The organism is Aestuariivirga sp. (genome assembly GCF_046093005.1).
GTDB lineage: Bacteria > Pseudomonadota > Alphaproteobacteria > Rhizobiales > Aestuariivirgaceae > Aestuariivirga.
Window position 1 is genome coordinate 37,071 of the sequence record NZ_JBJTER010000089.1, and the last position, 17,128, is coordinate 54,198.

Below are 17,128 nucleotides of genomic sequence, written 5' to 3' on the forward strand. Positions count from 1 at the left end.
CTCCGCGCGTCAGGACCAAATCGGCAGGTCGAGCCACCAGTTCCACCATTCGGGCCAGCCACGGGTCCAGAATGGGCCGCTGATCACGATGCAGACGGCGCTGAAGAACACCGCGCCCAGCGCCAGCAACAGGCCCAGGCGGTGAATGCCGAGCGTGCCGATCGAATAGCCGATGTGATCACGGAAGAAGGCGTTCTCGTGTTCGGCGGTCTTCACCGCCTCGCCCTTCGGCGGGTTGGTGGCCGACAGCACCAGGCCGCCATGCATGGCGAGCGCCAGCGTCGTCGTGAAGAACAGCGTGATGGCGATCATATGCGCCGGATTGTAGTGGAAATGCAGATATTGGTAGCCCACGTTGGACACCCAATCGAGATGGCTGATGATGCCATAGGGGAAGGCATGACCCCAGGCGCCGAGCAGCACCGGGCGCACGATCTCGAGGGTCACATAGGCGAGGATGGCGAAGGAGAAGGCGACCGGCACGTGAAGGCCGATGCCGAGCTTGCGGCAGATTTCCACCTCGCGCAGCGCCCAGCTCACGAAGGCGCCGGTGGCGCACACGGTGATGATCTGCCAGAGCCCGCCCTCCTTGAGCGGCGCCAGCGCCAGGCCATAGCTCAGGTCGGGCGGCGCGATGTTGATCTGCCAGAGGTTCCAGGTCGGCCCGATGGCCGCGGAATAGACGATCAGGGCGGTGCCCAGGATCGAGAAGAAGGCGGTGGTGACGCCGAAGAAGCCCACATAGAAGGGCCCCACCCAGAAATCGAACAGATCGCCGCCGAACAGCGTTCCGCCGCGTACGCGATATTTCTTTTCGAAACTGAGCATTGACATTTCGGTCACTCCTCCGGCCCTGGAAGCCGGCCTTATTTCTCGAATTTCAGTTCGTGGACGGAACGGGGTGGAGGCCGCGTTCCGTCCACAGGGGGGTGCGGGATGACCGGCGTCAGCCGATCATCTCGCTGACTGTCACATCCAGGCTCGCAGCCTTCTTCACGCCGCCTTCCAGCCAGTTGAACCGGTCGGTGGACAGAAGAATGAAGTGGATGATGAGTGCCAGCACGAACAGGAAGGTAGCCATCGCCACCAGGGTCCTGCGGGGATCGAAAAGAAGCCACATGCGCCACATGATCGATCCTCCTTATGTGAACATCGACGTGAGCTGGTGCAGGACCGGCGTCAGGTCGGTGCTCTCATAGCCGTTGGGTCCGGGAATCCACGGGCGCCATTGCCAGGCAAGGAAGTGGGCGACGATCGCCACCAACGTGAAGGCAATGAAGCTCGAAACGAAGATTCCATGGAACTCCTTGGCTTCGGCTTCGGACAGGCCAGAGATGCCTGACCCTCTGTTATCGGCCATTTTACTGACCTCCGTCTGAGGCCCCGTGAAGGGCCCTGTTACCGCTGAAATCCCGCGCGGACCGGGTGCCTCGGGCCGGTGGAGAGCCCTTGGCGATCCGCCGTCACCCGCAAGGGTGCCGGCGAATGGCTGGCCCTGCGCCTACATGAAGGCGAAGGGGATCGAGTTGTGCGTCGCGGCCTTGGCGGCGGCGAAGATGGACTTGCCATCCTCATGGCCGGCCATGCGCGGCCGCGCGGCCCGCGGGATCAGCCGCGAGAGCGCGATGGCCACGAAGAACACCGCGAAGGCCAGCCACATCAGCAGGCTGAACTCGAGCTTCCCCTCGGCGTGGCGTGAGGCGTTGATCATTGACATGCTGTAATCCTCCCGATGTCAGTGACGAGTGAACTGGAACGGAGCTGGCGCATCAGGCGAGCTCCGCGATGGCTGAAAGCACGTCGGCTTCCGCGACGGTTTCGGATTGCGCCTTGCGGGCGCGGGCCTCGGCGCCGTCGCGAAGCCGCTTGGCGGCGGATATCCGCACCAGCACCGGCTGGCGTTCCACGAGTTCGTCAAGCGCCGCCTTGGCGGCCGCGTCCCAGATCAATTCATGCTCGCGCCGCGCCGGTGTTGCTTCCACCTTGTCCATGTCGGTGGCGAGCGGCAGGATGTTGAACAGCGCGTCGAACAGCGCGTTGCACACTTCCTGGATCAGATAGGTGGCGCCGGCATAGCCCATGAACGGCGTGCCGGTATGGCGGCGGATGATGGCGCCGGGGACGGAGGCGGGGAGATAGATGCCGCGCCCGCCCGCTTCCGTGAGCTACATGCGCTCGTTGTAGCTGCCGAACAGGATGAGCGGCGCCTTCTCGCGAACCAGCTTGCGCACCGCCTCGTTGTCGGTCTTGGCGCCCGCCTTGCGGGTCACCGCGAACTGGCAGGGCAGGCCCATCTCCTCGCCCAGGAAATGCTCGAGCCCGCGGGCATAGGTTTCGCTCGCCACCACGGCGAAGCTGGCGGTGGCGAAGAAATCCTGGGTCACCGAGCGCCACAGGTCCCACAGCGGCTTGATGGTGGTGTGCTTTTCCCGGGCGATGAACGGCTCGGGATCGAGCCCGAGGGTTTCACCCAGCGCGCGCAGGAACTTGGTGGTCGAGTGCAGCCCGATCGGCGCCTGCAGATAGGGCCGGTCGAGGGTCTCGCACAGCTTGCGGCCATATTCGCGGTACATGCACACATTGGCTTCCGCATTGGCGAGCTTCGGCACATCCGCGAGGTGCGATCCCAGCGGGAAGCACATGTTGACCTCAGCGCCGATGCCTTCGACCAGGCGGCGGATCTCCGCCAGGTCAGACCAGGTGTTGAAGGTGCCGTAGATGGGGCCGATGATATTGACGCGCGGCTTGTCGCCGGGCGCCCGCGGCTTGGCGGTCGGAACCTGCTTCTTCTTGGTTCCGAATTCCGTCCACAGCCAGTTCATGGCGCGGTCAGCGCTCTGCCACTGGTCTTCGTCGATGGTGCGCGGCAGGAAGCGCTGGATGCCGGTGCCCTGCGGCGTCACCCCGCCGCCGATCATCTCGGCGATCGAGCCGGTCACCACCACGCTCGGCATGGCCGGATCGAGGGTCTTGTGGGCGCGGCGCATGGCGCCTTCGGTGCCGTGCTGGCCGAGTTCCTCCTCGGAAAGCCCGGTCACCACGATCGGCAGCTCATGCGGCGGCAGCGCGTCGGTGTAATGCAGCACCGATGTCACGGGAAGATTTTCGCAGCCCACCGGCCCGTCGATGATCACCTGCAATCCCTTGATCGCGGTGAACACATAGACAGCGCCCCAATAGCCGCCGGCGCGGTCGTGATCTAGCACCAGCATGGCCGCACCTCCGGGTGTTGCGGCCGCGCCGCGGCAGGGGTGGCTGTGATCAGAACACGGATCATGTTCCCACCGCCTCTTCGGCCTTGGCGCGCGCCGCCAGCATGCCGGCATATTTCTTGCGGAACTCGGGGCGGTCGACCGGCGTATCTTCCCAGATGCCCGCCGCATGGCCTTCGCCCACGCCGGCGAAGAATTCGGTCATCGTATCGAAGCGGTGCTTGTTGGCCAACGCCGCGTTGATCACCTGGGCGAGCGATCCGGCCCCCGCCGGGCCCATCAGCGGCCGCGCCGAGATCAGATTGGTGAAATAGAGCGACGGGATCGAAAGCTGCTTGGCTTTCTGCACCACCGGCGTGGTGCCGATCGCCAGATCGGGCCTTGCGTCAATCATCGCCGCGATGTCGTTCTCGAGCGAGGCGCGGAACTGCACGGTGACGCCGCGCGCCTCCAGCCAGGCACGGTCGGCATCCGACCAGCGGGTGCGCGGGCAGGCGCTGCCGACATAGGGAACCTCAGCGCCGCTTTCGATCAGCAGCCGCGCCACCAGAAGCTCCGAGCCCTCGTAGCCAGAAACCGTGATGCGGCCCTTGATCGGCTTTGCCGCAAGAGCGCCCCTGATGGCGGGCAGGATCGCATTCTGTGCCGCGGCGATCTTCTCGGCGCCGACATTGCAGGCCTGGCCGATGGCGGCGAGCCAGTCGGCCGTGCCGTCATGGCCCACCGGGGCGGAACCAACGACGCTGCGTCCCGCCGCCTCGAATTCGCGCACCGCGGATGTGTAGAAGGGATGGATCGCCGCCACCGCGGCGCAATCGAAGGCGGCGAACAGCTCGCGCCATTCCCGCGTCGGCACCACCGGCCCGGCGGCAAGCCCCATCGGCTCCAGCATGCGGCCGATGCCGACCGGATCGGCGGGGACCATTTCGCCCAGCAGCGTGACCGCGGGACGCGCGCTGCGCGAGGTGCGCGGCGCGGCCACCGGACCCTGGCGGATTTCGGAGGCGGCATATTTCAGCATCGCGCCGGCGAGCACGTCCTTCGCTTCGGCATGGGTCGGCACGCCAAAGCCCGGCACGTCGATGCCGATGATGCGAACCCCGTTGATCTCCTTGGGCAGAAGTTGCAGCGGCACGCCAGAGGCCGTCGGCACGCACAGATTGGTAATGACGATCGCGTCATAATCCTCGGGCTTCGCCAGCTTGTAGACGGCCTCGCGGATGTCCTCGAACAGCTTGCCGGTCACCAGCGTCTCGGAATTGAACGGCACATAGCCGACCGAGCGCCGCGCGCCGTAGAAGTGCGAGGTGAAGGTGAGGCCGTAGACGCAGCAGGCCGAGCCGGAAAGGATCGTCGCGGTGCGGCGCATGCGCAGTCCCACCCGCAGCGAGCCGAAGGCCGGGCACATGCTTTGCGGCTGGTCATGCGGGCCCAGCGGATAGTCCCTGGCGTATTGTTCCAGCGCTTCGGACTTGCCGGCGGCGCGCGCCGCCTTGTTGAGTTCATCCTTGCCCGCATGGCAGGACAGACCGGAGACATCCGCCTTTGGCGCCTCCGTCACGGGCCCGTTCCTGTCGATGAGGGTGGTGGCCATTGTCTTAAACCGTGTCGTAGATCACTTCGAGGGAAGGCTTGGCGGTGATGGTGCCCCCGCACATGTCCTCGGCGGACGCGGGCACCAGCACGACGTTGCGGCCCACCGTGTCGCCCTTGAACAGGCCAAGCAGGCCGTCCTGGTCGAGCGGCGAGGGGCGCTGCGGCGGGGCTTCCGCCACGTTGACGGCGAGGCCGGCGAACAGCGCGCCCCACTCGCTTTCGGGCTTGCCGATGATCTCGTAATTGGCGCTCTTGCGGCGAATGTCCTCATGGGCGGGGATCGAGGCCAGCACCGGAATGCCAACGGCCTCGGCGAAAGCCGCCGCCTCGCCGGTGCCGTCGTCCTTGTTGATGACGATGCCGGCCACGCCCACATTGCCGCCGAGCTTGCGGAAATATTCCACCGCCGAGCAGACATTGTTGGCCACATAAAGCGACTGCAAGTCGTTGGAGCCGACGATGATCACCTTCTGGCACATGTCGCGGGCGATCGGCAGGCCGAAGCCGCCGCACACCACGTCGCCGAGGAAGTCGAGCAGCACATAATCGAAGCCCCATTCATGGAAGCCCAGCTTCTCCAGAAGCTCGAAGCCGTGGATGATGCCGCGCCCGCCGCAGCCGCGGCCCACTTCCGGGCCGCCCAGCTCCATGGCGAAGACGCCGTCGCGCTTGAAGCACACATCGCCGATCTTCACCTCTTCGCCGGCCAGCTTCTTCTTGGCCGAGGTCTCGATGATGGTGGGGCAGGCCTTGCCGCCGAACAGCAGCGAGGTGGTGTCGCTTTTCGGGTCGCAGCCGATCAGCAGCACGCGCTTTCCCTGCTGCGCCATCATGTAGGAGAGGTTGGCGAGCGTGAAGCTCTTGCCGATGCCGCCCTTGCCGTAAATGGCGATGATCTGCGTTTCTTTCTTCACCGGTCCGGTGTGCACGGGGTCGGGAGGCTGGTTGGCCTCCTCGCGCAGCTTGGCGTCACGGACCAGTGTCAGGTCGATGCTGTTCATGAGAACGCGCTCCAGTCGAGGGCCATCTTGATGCAGGAAGGATCGTTGAATGCCTGGGCATAGGCCGCTTCCGCGCCGGCGGCGGCGGCGCGGTGCGTGATGAGTCCCGCCAGGCTCAAGCGGCCGGCGGTGACCAGCGAGCGCACCGATTCGATGTCGGCTTTGGTGAATTCGGCGGCGATCCTGATTCGCGCCTCGCGCATGAAGGCGGGCGGAAAGGCGAAGCTCAGCGGTTCCTCGTAGAAACCGGCAAGCGTGATCTCGCCGCGCCTGGCGAGCCGCGGCATGAGCGTATCGAGAAGGCCGGCGGCGCCGCTGGCATCGCAGATCGTTTCGTAGTCGCGCCGCTGGTCCTGTTCCGGAGCGATCACCGCATAGCCCGTTGCGCCGTCGCGGCGGCCTGCCTGCTTCTCCCAGACGGTGGGGGCATCGCCACCCAGAGCGAGCGTGATGCGGGCGATCAGCCGGCCGAGAATGCCGTGGCCCACGATCAGCTGCGGCAATCTCGTATCAGGCGCGGCGACGGCATGGTGAGCCGTTGCCGCAAGAGCCATCAGAATGCCGGTATCGTCAGCGATGCCGTCGAGCGGCACGGCGCGTTGCGCCGGAACCACCAGGCGCGCCGCGGCGCCGCCGAACAGGCCGCGCAATCCGGCGAAGCAATTGGCGCCCGGCACGAATACCAGGTCGCCTTCCGCGAAACCATGGCCGCCGCGGCTCACCCGGCCAACCGTCTCGTAGCCGGGGACCAGCGGATAGCCCATGCCGGGAAAATCGGGCATGCGGCCAGCCCACAGCAGCCGTTCAGTGCCGGATGAAATTCCTGTCCAGGCCGCGTCGACGACGATGTCGCCGGCGGTTGCCTCCTGCAGTGTCACTGTTCTGAGCGCCAGTTTTCCCGGCTGTTCCAGAACGACCGCGACCGTATCCATTCCCGGTCTCTCCTCTGGGGTCCGGCGGTGTTGTTGCGAGGCACAGCCAGAGACTCCAGACTGTAAGCTTACTCTTACACATCAAAGTGTCAATAGGAGTGTACAGTTCTGCCGTCTGGAAATGTGGACTGCGGGCCGTGGCGATTTGAGGCGAAGCAGATGCTCGTTAAAATTGAATTTAATGCTATTTGTTCTACCTGATGTAGCCCCAAGACCTGCGTCTCGCGCATGGCGTATGAAATGGTTTTCTGAGGAACAACCCGACGCATCCGCATGTCATGTTTGGTGCATCCGGACCGCATCCAAATGTCATCCAAACCGCATCGAAAAGCATCCAAACCGCATCCGAAAGCTACATGATTTTGAGCATGCTGCAGACCACCGGATTGCGGGTCCTGATCGCCGTGGTGGAGGTGAAGCCGGCGGCGGCGGCGAGGCGGCCAAGCTCGGCGGCGGTCCGGGTGCGGCCCTGGCCCATGGCGGCGAAATAGGTGCCGAAATAGGCATCGGCGATGGGCGCGGTGGCGGCGATGCCGGACAGCGGTTCGGCCACGATCAGCACCCCGCCGGGCGGCAGCATGTGTTTGATGGCGCTCAGGATTTTCAGCACCGAGTCGTCATCATGGTCATGCGCGACGCGGATCAGCGTGGCCACGTCGGCCCCCTTGGGAAGTTCATCGGTGAGAAAAGACCCAGGATGAATTTCCACGTCATTTCCGAGGTTTACGCGCGCAATCTCAGCCACCGCGGGAAGATCGAACAGGCTGAGCCTGAGCTGCGGATAGCGGCTCCGGGCGGCGGCCAGGAAGGTGCCGTTGCTGCCGCCCACGTCGATCAGCTGGCGGTGACGCCCGAAATCATAGGCGGCGAGGATCTCGGCCGCCACGGCCTGCTGCGAGGCCGCCATCAGCGCCGTGTAGGACGCCGCATGCGGGGTCGCGGAATAGTTCCAGAACTCCTTGAGTTTGTTGTCTTTTCTGTCGCCGGACAGAAGCGCCAGCGGGTCCGCCAAATCATCATAGAGCAGGTGGTGATGGGCGATGAACTTGGCGATCCACGGGTTGCCGGCCAGCGCTGCTCCATGCTGGCCGAGGGTGTAGGCGCCGGTGCTGGTCAGTTCCAGAATCTCCAATGAAACCGCAGCCTTGAGCAGTCTTTCGAGGCGGCCGGCGGGCCAGCCAACGCGGGCCGCCAGCGCGGGCCCGGTCAGTGCCGGGCCTTGCAGCATGTCGATCAGCCCCAGCTTCACCGTGGCATAGAGCACCTGCGAATAGGTGAAGCCCGCCAGCAGGTCGAAGAGGGCCCGGGAGCGCCGCCGGGCGATAGGCCTAAACGGCGGAAATTCAATGGCAAATTTCTGAAATCGCGGGCTTGCCAGCAGGCGGTTGCGGAAACCTCGCCAGCGGTCCGCGGCGGCTCCGGCGAGGCTCATGTCAGGCGGCGGCGGTGCGCGCCGAGAGGCCGGTCACGAGGCTGCGCGACACGCCGGTGATCTGCTTGCCGAGCTGTTCGGCGCCGGGGCAGGGCGGGATCGCCGCCATGGCCTCGGCCAGCAGCTCCTCGAAATGCGCCATGGCGCCGTCAAACCCAAGATTCAAAACGAAATTCGGCCGCTGGTTGGCCTCGTCCTGGTTGACCGGCTTGCCCAGTTTCTCGGCCGATCCGGCGACATCGCGCAGGTCATCAGCCACCTGGAAAGCCTCGCCGATGGCAAAGCCCAGCCGCTGCCATGGCTGCGGCTCCAGCCCGGCGGAGGCGGCGCCCGCCATGGTGCAGGCGGCGAACAGGGCCCCGGTCTTGGCTCGCTGATAGCGAACAATATCAATGGTTTCCTCGCATTCCCAGGCCTGGCCAGCGCAAATCCCGGACGGGCCGCCGACACAGGAGGCGATGATCCGGGTAAGCGGCGCCAGCCGCTCCGGGGCGGCTGCCAGCCGCACCGCCAGCCATTCGAAGGCCAGCACGATCAGCGCATCGCCAGTGAGCACCGCGATCCGCTCGCCGAAGGCTGCATGCACCGATGGCTTGCCCCGCCGCAGTGCCGAATTGTCGAAGCAGGGCAGGTCGTCATGGACCAGCGAGGCGCAATGAAGAAGCTCGATCGAGGCTGCGGAAACCAATGATGCCATTGGGTTTTTTGTATCGCAGGCAGCGGCCACGGCGAGCGCCAGCCGGGGCCGGATGCGGGCTCCGCCGGGGAACACCGCATCGCGCAGCGCAGCCGCCAGTTTCGGAGGACAATCGCCTGCGGCGGCCCGTGCCACTGCGAGGTCAAGTTCAGCTTCCAGGCGCTGTCCAACGTCCATGGCGATCCCCGCTGTCAACTCATAATGTCATTGCGACTGTCAGGAATTATTGACATACTTGTCCAAACTCCGCAACAGGGAACCGAAATCGGTGTCCAGAGTGGTCGTCATCGGCGCTGGGATGGGGGGATTATCCGCTGCGATTTCAATGGCTTCGCAGGGAGAAGACGTGCTGGTCCTGGAGCGTGCCGCAAGCCCTGGCGGCAAGATGCGGCGGCTTCAGGTGGGGGACTATGCGATCGATGGCGGTCCCACCGTGCTCACCATGCGGGCGGTGTTCGAGCAGATCTTCGCGCTGGCCGGGGAAAGCCTTTCGAACCATGTCACGCTGGAGCCCTTGTCGATCCTCGCCCGGCATGCCTGGAGTGCCGGCGAACGCCTTGATTTGTATGCGGATTTACAGGCTTCCGCGGATGCCATCGGGGATTTCGCGGGGGCGGCGGAGGCCAGGCGATTCCTTGAATTCAGCACGGAATCACGGCGTATTTTCGAGACGCTGGACAAGCCGTTCATGCGGTCGCAGCGGCCGAACCCGCTGACGCTGGCGACCGCCAACGGGCTTCGTGGCCTGGCCGCCATGGCCCGCATCAACCCCTTCGAGACAATGTGGAAGGGCCTCGGCCGCCATTTCCGCGACCGCCGCCTGCGCCAGCTCTTCGGGCGCTACGCAACCTATTGTGGTTCCTCGCCTTTTCTGGCTCCCGCAACGCTGATGCTGATCGCCCATGTGGAACAGGCCGGGGTGTGGACGGTGAAGGGCGGCATGCATGAGCTGGCCCTGGCACTGGAGGCGCTGGCCCGCCGCAAGGGCGTCAGCTTTCGATATGGCGCCGAGGTGACGGCAATCCGCACCGCCCGCGGGCGCGTGGCGGCGGTGGCCACGGCGGACGAAGAAATCGATTGTTCAGCGGTGATCGTCAATGCCGACGCCAATGCGTTGGCCACCGGACTGCTGGGCCGCGACGGCGCGCGGGCAGCCCGCCCGGTGGCCCCGAAACAGCGCTCGCTCTCCGCCATCACCTGGGCCGCGGCCATTGAAACCAGGGGGTTTCCGCTGTCCCGGCACAATGTGTTCTTCTCGGGTGATTATGAGCGGGAATTCCGTGAGCTTGCCAGCGGCTATCCCATTGAACCGACAGTCTATATTTGCGCCCAGGACCGGGATGGGCATGCGGCCGGGCCGGAGCGCCTGCTGCTGCTGGTCAATTCCCCGGCCAATGGCGATCTGGCGCCGCAACCGCCCGCCGCGGTGGAGCACGCGATGCGCCGGAAGCTTGCCGATTGCGGGTTAATTCTCGATTGGAATCAGCAACATATCATCATGACCGACCCCGCCCGGTTTGGCCGCCTGTTTCCGGCCACCGGCGGGGCGCTGTATGGGAGGGCATCGCACGGATGGATGGCGTCATTTCAGCGGCCGGCGGCCAGGACGGCGGTGCCGGGGCTCTATCTGGCGGGGGGCAGCGTGCATCCGGGGCCGGGCGCCCCGATGGCCGCGCTCTCGGGCCTTTTGGCAGCGGAAAGCCTCATGATGTCAAAGGCTTCGATGCGGAGGTTGCAGCCGGTGGCTACCGTTGGTGGTATCTCGACGGCCTGAGCGATGATGGCCGCCACGGCCTCACCATCATCGGATTCGTGGGCAGCGTGTTCTCACCCTATTATGCCTGGGCGCGGCGGCGCGGTTCCGCTGATCCCGAAAACCATTGCGCGCTCAATGTGGCGCTGTACGGCGACATTGGCCACCGCTGGAGCATGACCGAGCGCGGACGCCGGTCGATCAGCCGTTCGGCAAACCAGTTCCTTATTGGGCCCAGCGCCATGCGCTGGGAAGGCGGTGATTTGGTCATCGATATCAATGAGATAACGGTTCCTGTTCCAAGCCGGCTGAAAGGCCGGGTGCGGCTCACGCCTTCCGCCATCTGCGGCCATGAGGTGGCGCTCGATCCGCAGGGGCTCCATATCTGGCGGCCTGTGGCACCGGTCTCGCGGATCACCGCGGTGTTTGAAAATCCGAAGCTGTCCTGGAGCGGGGCGGGCTATCATGATTCGAACTGGGGCGCGGTGCCGCTGGAGGACAGTTTCGAGAGCTGGGTATGGTCCCGCGCCGCCACCAGGCATGGCGCGGCGATCATCTATGATACTGTTTTAAAAGGAGGAAAATCGGCGGGCTTCGGGCTGGACATCGCCGCCGACGGCAGCGTGCGCACCCAGCCGGCGCCGCCCCGCCAGGATATGCCCACCACCTTCTGGCGGATGGCCCGCCACATGCGCGCCAGCCGGCCCTTCCGGATTACCTCGCTGCTCGAGGATTCGCCCTTCTATTCCCGCAGCTTGCTCCGCCTCGCGACGGAGGACGGCGAGGCCGATGCGTTCCACGAGAGCCTGTCGCTCAATCGTTTTCGGAACCCCGTTGTGCAACTCATGCTGCCCTTCCGCATGCCCCGCCGGAACTGACTCCGGCACCCAAAAATCATGTTGCAAATCGATGCCAAAATGCATGCTTTTTGATGCGGTAAGTTGCCAAAATCGATGCCGCCGTTGACCATGGGGGTGTCGTCCGGATGCCTTGGCCTGTGATGCCGGCCTTCGTCCTGCAACTCAGAATTTTTATCAACAAATCGCTACACGCTCTTGGCGAAATCCGTCAATCTCGTATGACAGTCTGCGCTGTCTGAGGAATCATCGCTGTTTTTCGGCGCCACTCCCCTTTCCGCAGATGCTGCTGTATGAAAGAGGTCGCGTAAGAAGCGGACGGGAGAAGCGACGATGAAAAACACTGCAAAGCGGCGGCGGGCATGGTTTGCCCTTGCTGGTTTGGCGTGGCTGGCATGTTCCGGCGGGCCATCGCTTGCTGCCGAGATCAAGATCGATCCGGCGAGCCCCAAGGAGTTCCCGGCGATCCTGATCTCCGGCGTCTTCGAGGACGGTGACGACAAGAAGTTCACCGCGCTCGCCCTCGACGTGGACAATGCCATCGTGGTGTTCGAGAGCCCGGGAGGTAACCTGCTCGCCGGACTCGGCATTGGCCGGGCGATCCGGCTCAAGGAATTCTCCACTGCCGTGGAAGGCGGCGCGCAGTGCGCCTCGGCCTGCGGGCTGGCCTGGCTCGGCGGCATCAGGCGCTTCGCGCATCCTGAAGCACAGATCGGCTTTCATGCCGCCTATATCGAAAACAACGGACAGGCCACCGAGACCGGGGCGGGAAACGCCCTGGTTGGCGCCTATCTGAACCAGCTGTCCTTGCCGCAGTCGGCCATTGTGTATCTCACCTCGGCGCCGCCGCATGACATGCAATGGCTGCCGCTCCAGGAGGCGCGGAACTACGGCATTGACCTCGAGATCATTGGTGCGCCGGAACCGGGGGCGGGCGGCGGCGGCGCCGCCTCCGCCACGGCGAGCGGCGAGGAGATCGCCGCGGCGCTCGCCGGGAACACGGTGAAAGGCAGCATGACGGAATCCGGCGCCTATGAGGAATTCTACGCCCCCGATGGCGCAATCAAGGGCGAGGACTTCAGCGGCACATGGCGCATCGACGGCGACAGCATTTGCATCAAGTACGACGACGATCCCGAAGCCTGCTGGGAAGTAAAGCTGGACGGCGGCGAAGTGACCTGGCTCGACGACGGCGAGGAGCAGGGCACGGGCGTGATCGTGGAGGGGAATCCCAACGAGTTCTGAGGCCGTGGAACGCTTGGCGCCCCGCCACTCAGGCGGCGGCGCGCAAATCGAAATCCGCGTGGATCACATCGAAGGGCACATGGACTTTTCCGCCGCCGGTGCGCTCAACAATTCCCCAGCCGGCGAGCAGCGTCACATCGGCGTGGACCCGCTTAACATCCCGCTCCAGCGCGCGGGCGAGGCCGCGCACGCTCATCGGCCCCGCCTTTTGCAGGTGCTCCGTGAGTTGCCAGCGCTTGGGGCTCAGGACGGAAAACAGCTGGGCGGGCGAGCTGAAAATGAAAGTGGCGGCGGGATCGCCGGACTTGCCGCTTTTCCACGCACGCACGAAGTTCCTGCCCATCGCCGCAACAACGGCTTTGGCGCTGTCATCACGCTGAATTCGAATGACCGCCCGTCTCATTCCGGCATCCTCCTGTAGACTTCCAAAAGAAAATCCCTCATCAGCGCTTCCACCGAGGTGAAACTGTATGGTTTCTCATCGCCGTCCAGGTGGCGGTGATCACCTTTGCCGCGCTCGTTGTCAAAACCTACCAGTCTTTTGCCGTTCCGGCCGAAATAGAGGCGGTATTTGTAGGCATGGCGGCTTCCCGGTAGCGGTTTTGGAAGCTTCCAGATGACCATTTCAACGATCGCTCCATCCGGCAAGACGCGCTTTTCCCGGTGAATGAGCTGCGCTGTCATGTTGGCTTTTGTGCCAACACTTTTGACTGGTTGTCAAGGATCAGGAGATGGATGGCGATAGAGCAAGTGCCGCCCACGGCAGACGGCAAGATGCCCGCAAACTTCCTTCTTCCGCCGCGCCAGCGGTGGGAGAAGGGCCGAAATCGATTACTTCCGCTTATCCCGCCTGAGCTTCCATAACTCCCAGAAGCCGAAGCCCAGGACCAGGCCCAGGACGAGGAGCATTTCCGCGAAAATGAGCGAATCCGGGCTCATGAGCGCTGCTTTTCCAGCCTGGTGAACAGTTCGGTGAGCCATTGCGCGCGTTCGTCCAGGGTGCGCGGCGGGCGCTGCGGATCGCCGGCGCGCGAGACCGCATCGACCAGGAACTGCGCCTGCGGCAGGGCAGGCGTGCCGCAGGGCGGCGTGCGCGCCGCCGCGGTGGCGATGGCGCCGCCCAGCAGGGCGAGTTTTCGCAGCGTCGGCACCACGGCGCGGCGGCCTACGCTGTCGCCGCCATTGCGCTCCACCTCGCGGCCGATGCCGGCATAAAGCAGCCGCGCGGCGTTGATGGACGGCCGGCAGCCCATGGGCAGCATGGCGATGCCCGCGAGGCTCCGCGCATAAAGCACATCCGCTTCGGCCAGCAGCTGGCCCACCACGCGGGCAAGCGCGGGCGAGTGGCGCGGCGCCGCGACAAAGCCATCGGCATCCACACCCGCGTTCGCCAGCCAGTCGAGCGGCAGGTAGACGCGGCCGTTGCGCGCATCCTCGCCCACATCCCGCGCGATGTTGGTGAGTTGCATGGCAATGCCAAGGTCGCAGGCCCGGGCAATGGCCTCAGGCGCGCGCACCTGCATGACCAGCGACATCATCGCGCCAACCGTGCCGGCCACGCGCACGGCATAGGCGTGCAGCTCGCCAAGGTTTGGATAGCGGCGGCCGCTGGCGTCCCAGGCGAAGCCTTCGATGAGGGCTTCCGGAATCTCGCGCGGGATCGCGAAGCGCGCCGCCACGTCGGCAAAGGCGCGGTCGGCGGGGTCATCGCCCGGCGCGCCGCGGTAGATGCGGTCAAGCCGCTCAAGCAGCGTGTCCACCGCGGCGCGGCTGTCCGGCGTGCGGTCAACAAGGTCATCGGCCACGCGGCAAAAGGCATAGAGCGAGCGCGAGGCATCGCACACCCGCTGCGGCAGCAGCAGCGAGGCGGTGTAGAAGGTTTTGGAGCCATCGCGGATCATCTGGCGGCACTGCGCCAGATCGGCGGGGCTCACCAGGGAACGGTCAGGCGAATGCTGCAGCATCAGGCACCACGGTGTCGAGAATGCGGGCGGAGGAAATGACGCCGGGAAGGCCAGCGCCGGGGTGGGTGCCGGCCCCCACCAGGAACAGGTTCTCGATGTCCTCCGCCTTGTTGTTGGGCCGGAACCAGGCGCTTTGCAGCAGCACCGGCTCCAGCCCGAAGGCGGCCCCCTTGTAGGAGCCAAGCCGGTTTTCGAAATCGATGGGCGTGATCAGCTTCTCCGTGACGATGCTTGCCGAGAGGCCGGGCAGCAGCGTGGCCTCGAGATGCGCGGCAATCGCCGCGCGGTAGGCTGGCGCGCGGGCCTTCCAGTCGATGCCGGAATCCTGGTGTGGCACCGGCGAAAGCACATAGAAACTGTCGCAGCCCGCGGGCGCCAGTTGCGGGTCCGACGCCGTGGGGCGGTGCAGATAGAGGCTGAAATCCTCCGCGAGGTGCTTTCGCGTGAAGATGTCATCGAGCAGGCCGCGGTAGCGTGGACCCATCATGATGGTGTGGTGGCGCACGCCGGGATATTGGCGGCCGGTGCCGAAATACCAGACGAACAGGCTCATCGAATAGCGGGCGCGGGCGAGCCTCGCATCCGACCAGCGGCGGCGCGGCGCTTTGGCCAGCAGTTTCATGTAGGTATGCGCGGTCTCCGCATTGGAGACGACGACCGAAGCCGCGACGGCGCGGCCATCGGCGAGCCGGATGCCGGTGGCGCGGCGGCCATCGAGGGTGATCTCCGCCACCTCGCTGTTGAGGTGAATGGTTCCGCCCTGGCGTTCGATCAGCCGCGCCATGGCGGCGACCAGCGCGCCGGTGCCGCCGATGGCGCAATGCACGCCGAACTGGCGCTCGAGATAGGCGATCATGCTGTAGATGGCAGTGACCTTGAACGGGTTGCCGCCGATGAACAGCGGGTGGAAGCTCAGCGCCATACGGATCTTGGGATCCTTCACGCGCGCCGACACATGCTGGTAGACGGTGCGCCAAGCACCGAGCCGCACGAGGTCAGGCGCGATGCGCACCATGCTCATCGGCGAGCCGAAGGGCACATGGCCCAGCTGCTCGAAGCCGATGCGGTAGATCGCCTCGCTTTCGGCCATGAAGCGCTCATAGCCCTCGACATCGCCCGGCGAAATCCGCGCCACTTCCGCGCGCATGCTGGCGGGGTCGCCCGAACAGGTCATCACCGTGCCGTCATGGAAGCGGATGTCATAGAAGGGGTCGAGGGCCTTGAGCGTCACGTCATCGGAGAACTTCGCCCCGGCCAGCGCCCAGAGTTCCTCCAAAATGAAGGGGGCGGTGATGATGGTCGGGCCGGCATCGAAGGTGAAACCGTCCTGGCGGAACACCGAAGCGCGGCCGCCCGGCTGCTCCAGCTTCTCATAAACGCTCACCCGGTAGCCGCGCGCCCCGAGCCTGATCGCCGCCGCCAGACCGCCCAGCCCGCTGCCGATCACCACGGCATGCGGGCGCGAACCCACGGTCCGGGCGGGGGGCGGCGGATGTTCGGTGTCTGTAAACATCTCCTGACAGTAGAAACTGTCAGACTGATTTTGGCAAGGGGGAGCGGCGCCTATCGCAATGCGAAACGCTCCGGCGCCGCGATGATGGCGGCGGCGGTCGCGGGGTCTTCCTCATGGGCGAGGTGGCCCAGCCCCTTCATCTCGATGAGGCGCGGCTGGCGGGTGAGGCGCGCCGCCTCGGCCGCCTTGGCGGGCGCGATGGTGCGGTCATTGCTGGCCCACACGAGGGTGAGCGGCAGGGGCAGGTTGCGCAGGTCCTGTGGCACCCAGTGCAGGTCCCAGGCGGCCATCATGCCGAGCGCGCCCGCCACATGGCCTTCGTTGGAGAACAGGCGCTGGTAGAGGCTGACGCCCTCGGCGTCGATGTTGGAGCCGGTGTCGCGCAACAGCCGCTCCACCGCCTTGCGGTCAGCCATGCGGGCAAACACCTTCTGAATGAGCGAGGCATTGGCGAAGGCCCGGGCGAGCGGCGAGAAGAACTGGCCGGCCATGCCGCTCACCGGAAAGAAGGCGCCGTTGAAGCTGACGAGGTCCCGCGGCGCGAACAGCCGCTCCACCGCCATGCGCACCATGACCGCGGCCCCCGCCGAGTGGCCTGCGGCGCGCACCGGTTCAACCTTGAGCGCCTGCAGGAGCCGCGCCACCGCCGCGGCCATGCCGGGAAGCGACAGGCTTTCCGGCGTCGGCCGGATGGTGAAGGCGTGGCCCGGCAGATCGGGCGCAATGACCGTGAAATGCTGGGCGAGCTTCGGCATCACGTCGCGCCAGGAATGAGTCGAGGCGCCGGTGCCGTGGAGCAGCAGGAGCGGCGGGCCATCGCCCATCACCTGCACATGCCAGCGCATGCCGGCGGCCTCGACGAAACGGCTGGCCTGACGGTTGGGCCAGCCGGCGCCGTCGGTCGCCCAGTCGAGATAATAGCCCAT

General features: G+C 65.5%; 17 protein-coding genes and 1 pseudogene. 3 read left to right on the forward strand and 15 right to left on the reverse strand.

The window, feature by feature from the left end; translation table 11 throughout:
- Positions 1 to 9: 9 nt before the first annotated feature.
- From pufL to ACKOED_RS07775, 10 genes and pseudogenes are all read right to left on the reverse strand, one after another.
- Positions 10 to 834: a photosynthetic reaction center subunit L gene (pufL, locus tag ACKOED_RS07730; RefSeq protein WP_408916006.1), complete on the reverse strand. Its 825-nt coding sequence runs from the start codon at positions 832 to 834 to the stop codon at positions 10 to 12.
- A gap of 112 nt (positions 835 to 946) precedes the next feature.
- Entirely contained in the window at positions 947 to 1,129 is a 183-nt protein-coding gene (gene pufA, locus ACKOED_RS07735) for a light-harvesting antenna LH1, alpha subunit (RefSeq protein ID WP_408916007.1), read from the reverse strand.
- Positions 1,130 to 1,141: 12 nt separating this feature from the next.
- The gene (gene pufB, locus ACKOED_RS07740; protein ID WP_408916008.1) at positions 1,142 to 1,360 is read right to left on the reverse strand and encodes a light-harvesting antenna LH1, beta subunit; all 219 of its coding nucleotides are present in this window, start codon (positions 1,358 to 1,360) and stop codon (positions 1,142 to 1,144) included.
- Between the two features lie 141 nt (positions 1,361 to 1,501).
- Positions 1,502 to 1,717: a hypothetical protein gene (locus ACKOED_RS07745; RefSeq protein WP_408916009.1), complete on the reverse strand. Its 216-nt coding sequence runs from the start codon at positions 1,715 to 1,717 to the stop codon at positions 1,502 to 1,504.
- A gap of 52 nt (positions 1,718 to 1,769) precedes the next feature.
- A pseudogene (gene bchZ / locus ACKOED_RS07750) lies at positions 1,770 to 3,212 on the reverse strand (chlorophyllide a reductase subunit Z).
- A gap of 61 nt (positions 3,213 to 3,273) precedes the next feature.
- On the reverse strand, positions 3,274 to 4,806 hold the full coding sequence (gene bchY / locus ACKOED_RS07755; protein ID WP_408916010.1) for a chlorophyllide a reductase subunit Y: 1,533 nt from the start codon (positions 4,804 to 4,806) through the stop codon (positions 3,274 to 3,276).
- 4 nt (positions 4,807 to 4,810) lie between these two features.
- Entirely contained in the window at positions 4,811 to 5,809 is a 999-nt protein-coding gene (locus tag ACKOED_RS07760) for a chlorophyllide a reductase iron protein subunit X (protein ID WP_408916011.1), read from the reverse strand.
- Positions 5,806 to 6,741: a chlorophyll synthesis pathway protein BchC gene (bchC, locus tag ACKOED_RS07765; protein WP_408916012.1), complete on the reverse strand. Its 936-nt coding sequence runs from the start codon at positions 6,739 to 6,741 to the stop codon at positions 5,806 to 5,808. Before bchC ends, ACKOED_RS07760 begins: the two co-directional genes overlap by 4 nt.
- Before the next feature lie 352 nt (positions 6,742 to 7,093).
- Entirely contained in the window at positions 7,094 to 8,173 is a 1,080-nt protein-coding gene (locus tag ACKOED_RS07770) for a methyltransferase (protein ID WP_408916013.1), read from the reverse strand.
- A gap of 1 nt (position 8,174) precedes the next feature.
- A complete protein-coding gene (locus ACKOED_RS07775; protein ID WP_408916014.1) occupies positions 8,175 to 9,047 on the reverse strand; it encodes a polyprenyl synthetase family protein in 873 nt (290 codons plus the stop codon).
- A gap of 100 nt (positions 9,048 to 9,147) precedes the next feature.
- Between ACKOED_RS07775 and crtD the strand changes: the two genes are divergently transcribed.
- From crtD to ACKOED_RS07790, 3 genes are all read left to right on the forward strand, one after another.
- Positions 9,148 to 10,644 carry a 1-hydroxycarotenoid 3,4-desaturase CrtD gene (crtD, locus tag ACKOED_RS07780; RefSeq protein ID WP_408916046.1) on the forward strand — a complete coding sequence of 499 codons (1,497 nt, stop codon included), beginning with the start codon at positions 9,148 to 9,150 and terminating at the stop codon, positions 10,642 to 10,644.
- Positions 10,645 to 10,691: 47 nt separating this feature from the next.
- Positions 10,692 to 11,501 carry a hydratase gene (locus ACKOED_RS07785; RefSeq protein ID WP_408916015.1) on the forward strand — a complete coding sequence of 270 codons (810 nt, stop codon included), beginning with the start codon at positions 10,692 to 10,694 and terminating at the stop codon, positions 11,499 to 11,501.
- A 312-nt stretch (positions 11,502 to 11,813) separates the two neighbouring features.
- The gene (locus ACKOED_RS07790) at positions 11,814 to 12,725 is read left to right on the forward strand and encodes a hypothetical protein (RefSeq protein ID WP_408916016.1); all 912 of its coding nucleotides are present in this window, start codon (positions 11,814 to 11,816) and stop codon (positions 12,723 to 12,725) included.
- Positions 12,726 to 12,753: 28 nt separating this feature from the next.
- On the opposite strand, the gene ACKOED_RS07795 is transcribed toward ACKOED_RS07790, so the two are convergent.
- The 5 genes from ACKOED_RS07795 to bchO all read right to left on the reverse strand — a co-directional run bounded on the left by ACKOED_RS07795 (position 12,754) and on the right by bchO (position 17,128).
- A complete protein-coding gene (locus ACKOED_RS07795) occupies positions 12,754 to 13,128 on the reverse strand; it encodes a transcriptional regulator (RefSeq protein ID WP_408916017.1) in 375 nt (124 codons plus the stop codon).
- Positions 13,125 to 13,409, reverse strand: coding sequence for a DUF6516 family protein (locus ACKOED_RS07800; RefSeq protein WP_408916018.1), 285 nt, complete (start codon positions 13,407 to 13,409; stop codon positions 13,125 to 13,127). Before ACKOED_RS07800 ends, ACKOED_RS07795 begins: the two co-directional genes overlap by 4 nt.
- A 251-nt stretch (positions 13,410 to 13,660) precedes the next feature.
- Positions 13,661 to 14,689, reverse strand: a complete 1,029-nt coding sequence (locus ACKOED_RS07805) for a phytoene/squalene synthase family protein (RefSeq protein ID WP_408916019.1) — start codon at positions 14,687 to 14,689, stop codon at positions 13,661 to 13,663.
- Entirely contained in the window at positions 14,670 to 16,202 is a 1,533-nt protein-coding gene (locus ACKOED_RS07810) for a phytoene desaturase (protein WP_408916020.1), read from the reverse strand. The genes ACKOED_RS07805 and ACKOED_RS07810 overlap by 20 nt, the downstream gene beginning before the upstream one ends.
- 50 nt (positions 16,203 to 16,252) lie before the next feature.
- Positions 16,253 to 17,128, reverse strand: coding sequence for an alpha/beta fold hydrolase BchO (bchO, locus tag ACKOED_RS07815; RefSeq protein ID WP_408916021.1), 876 nt, complete (start codon positions 17,126 to 17,128; stop codon positions 16,253 to 16,255).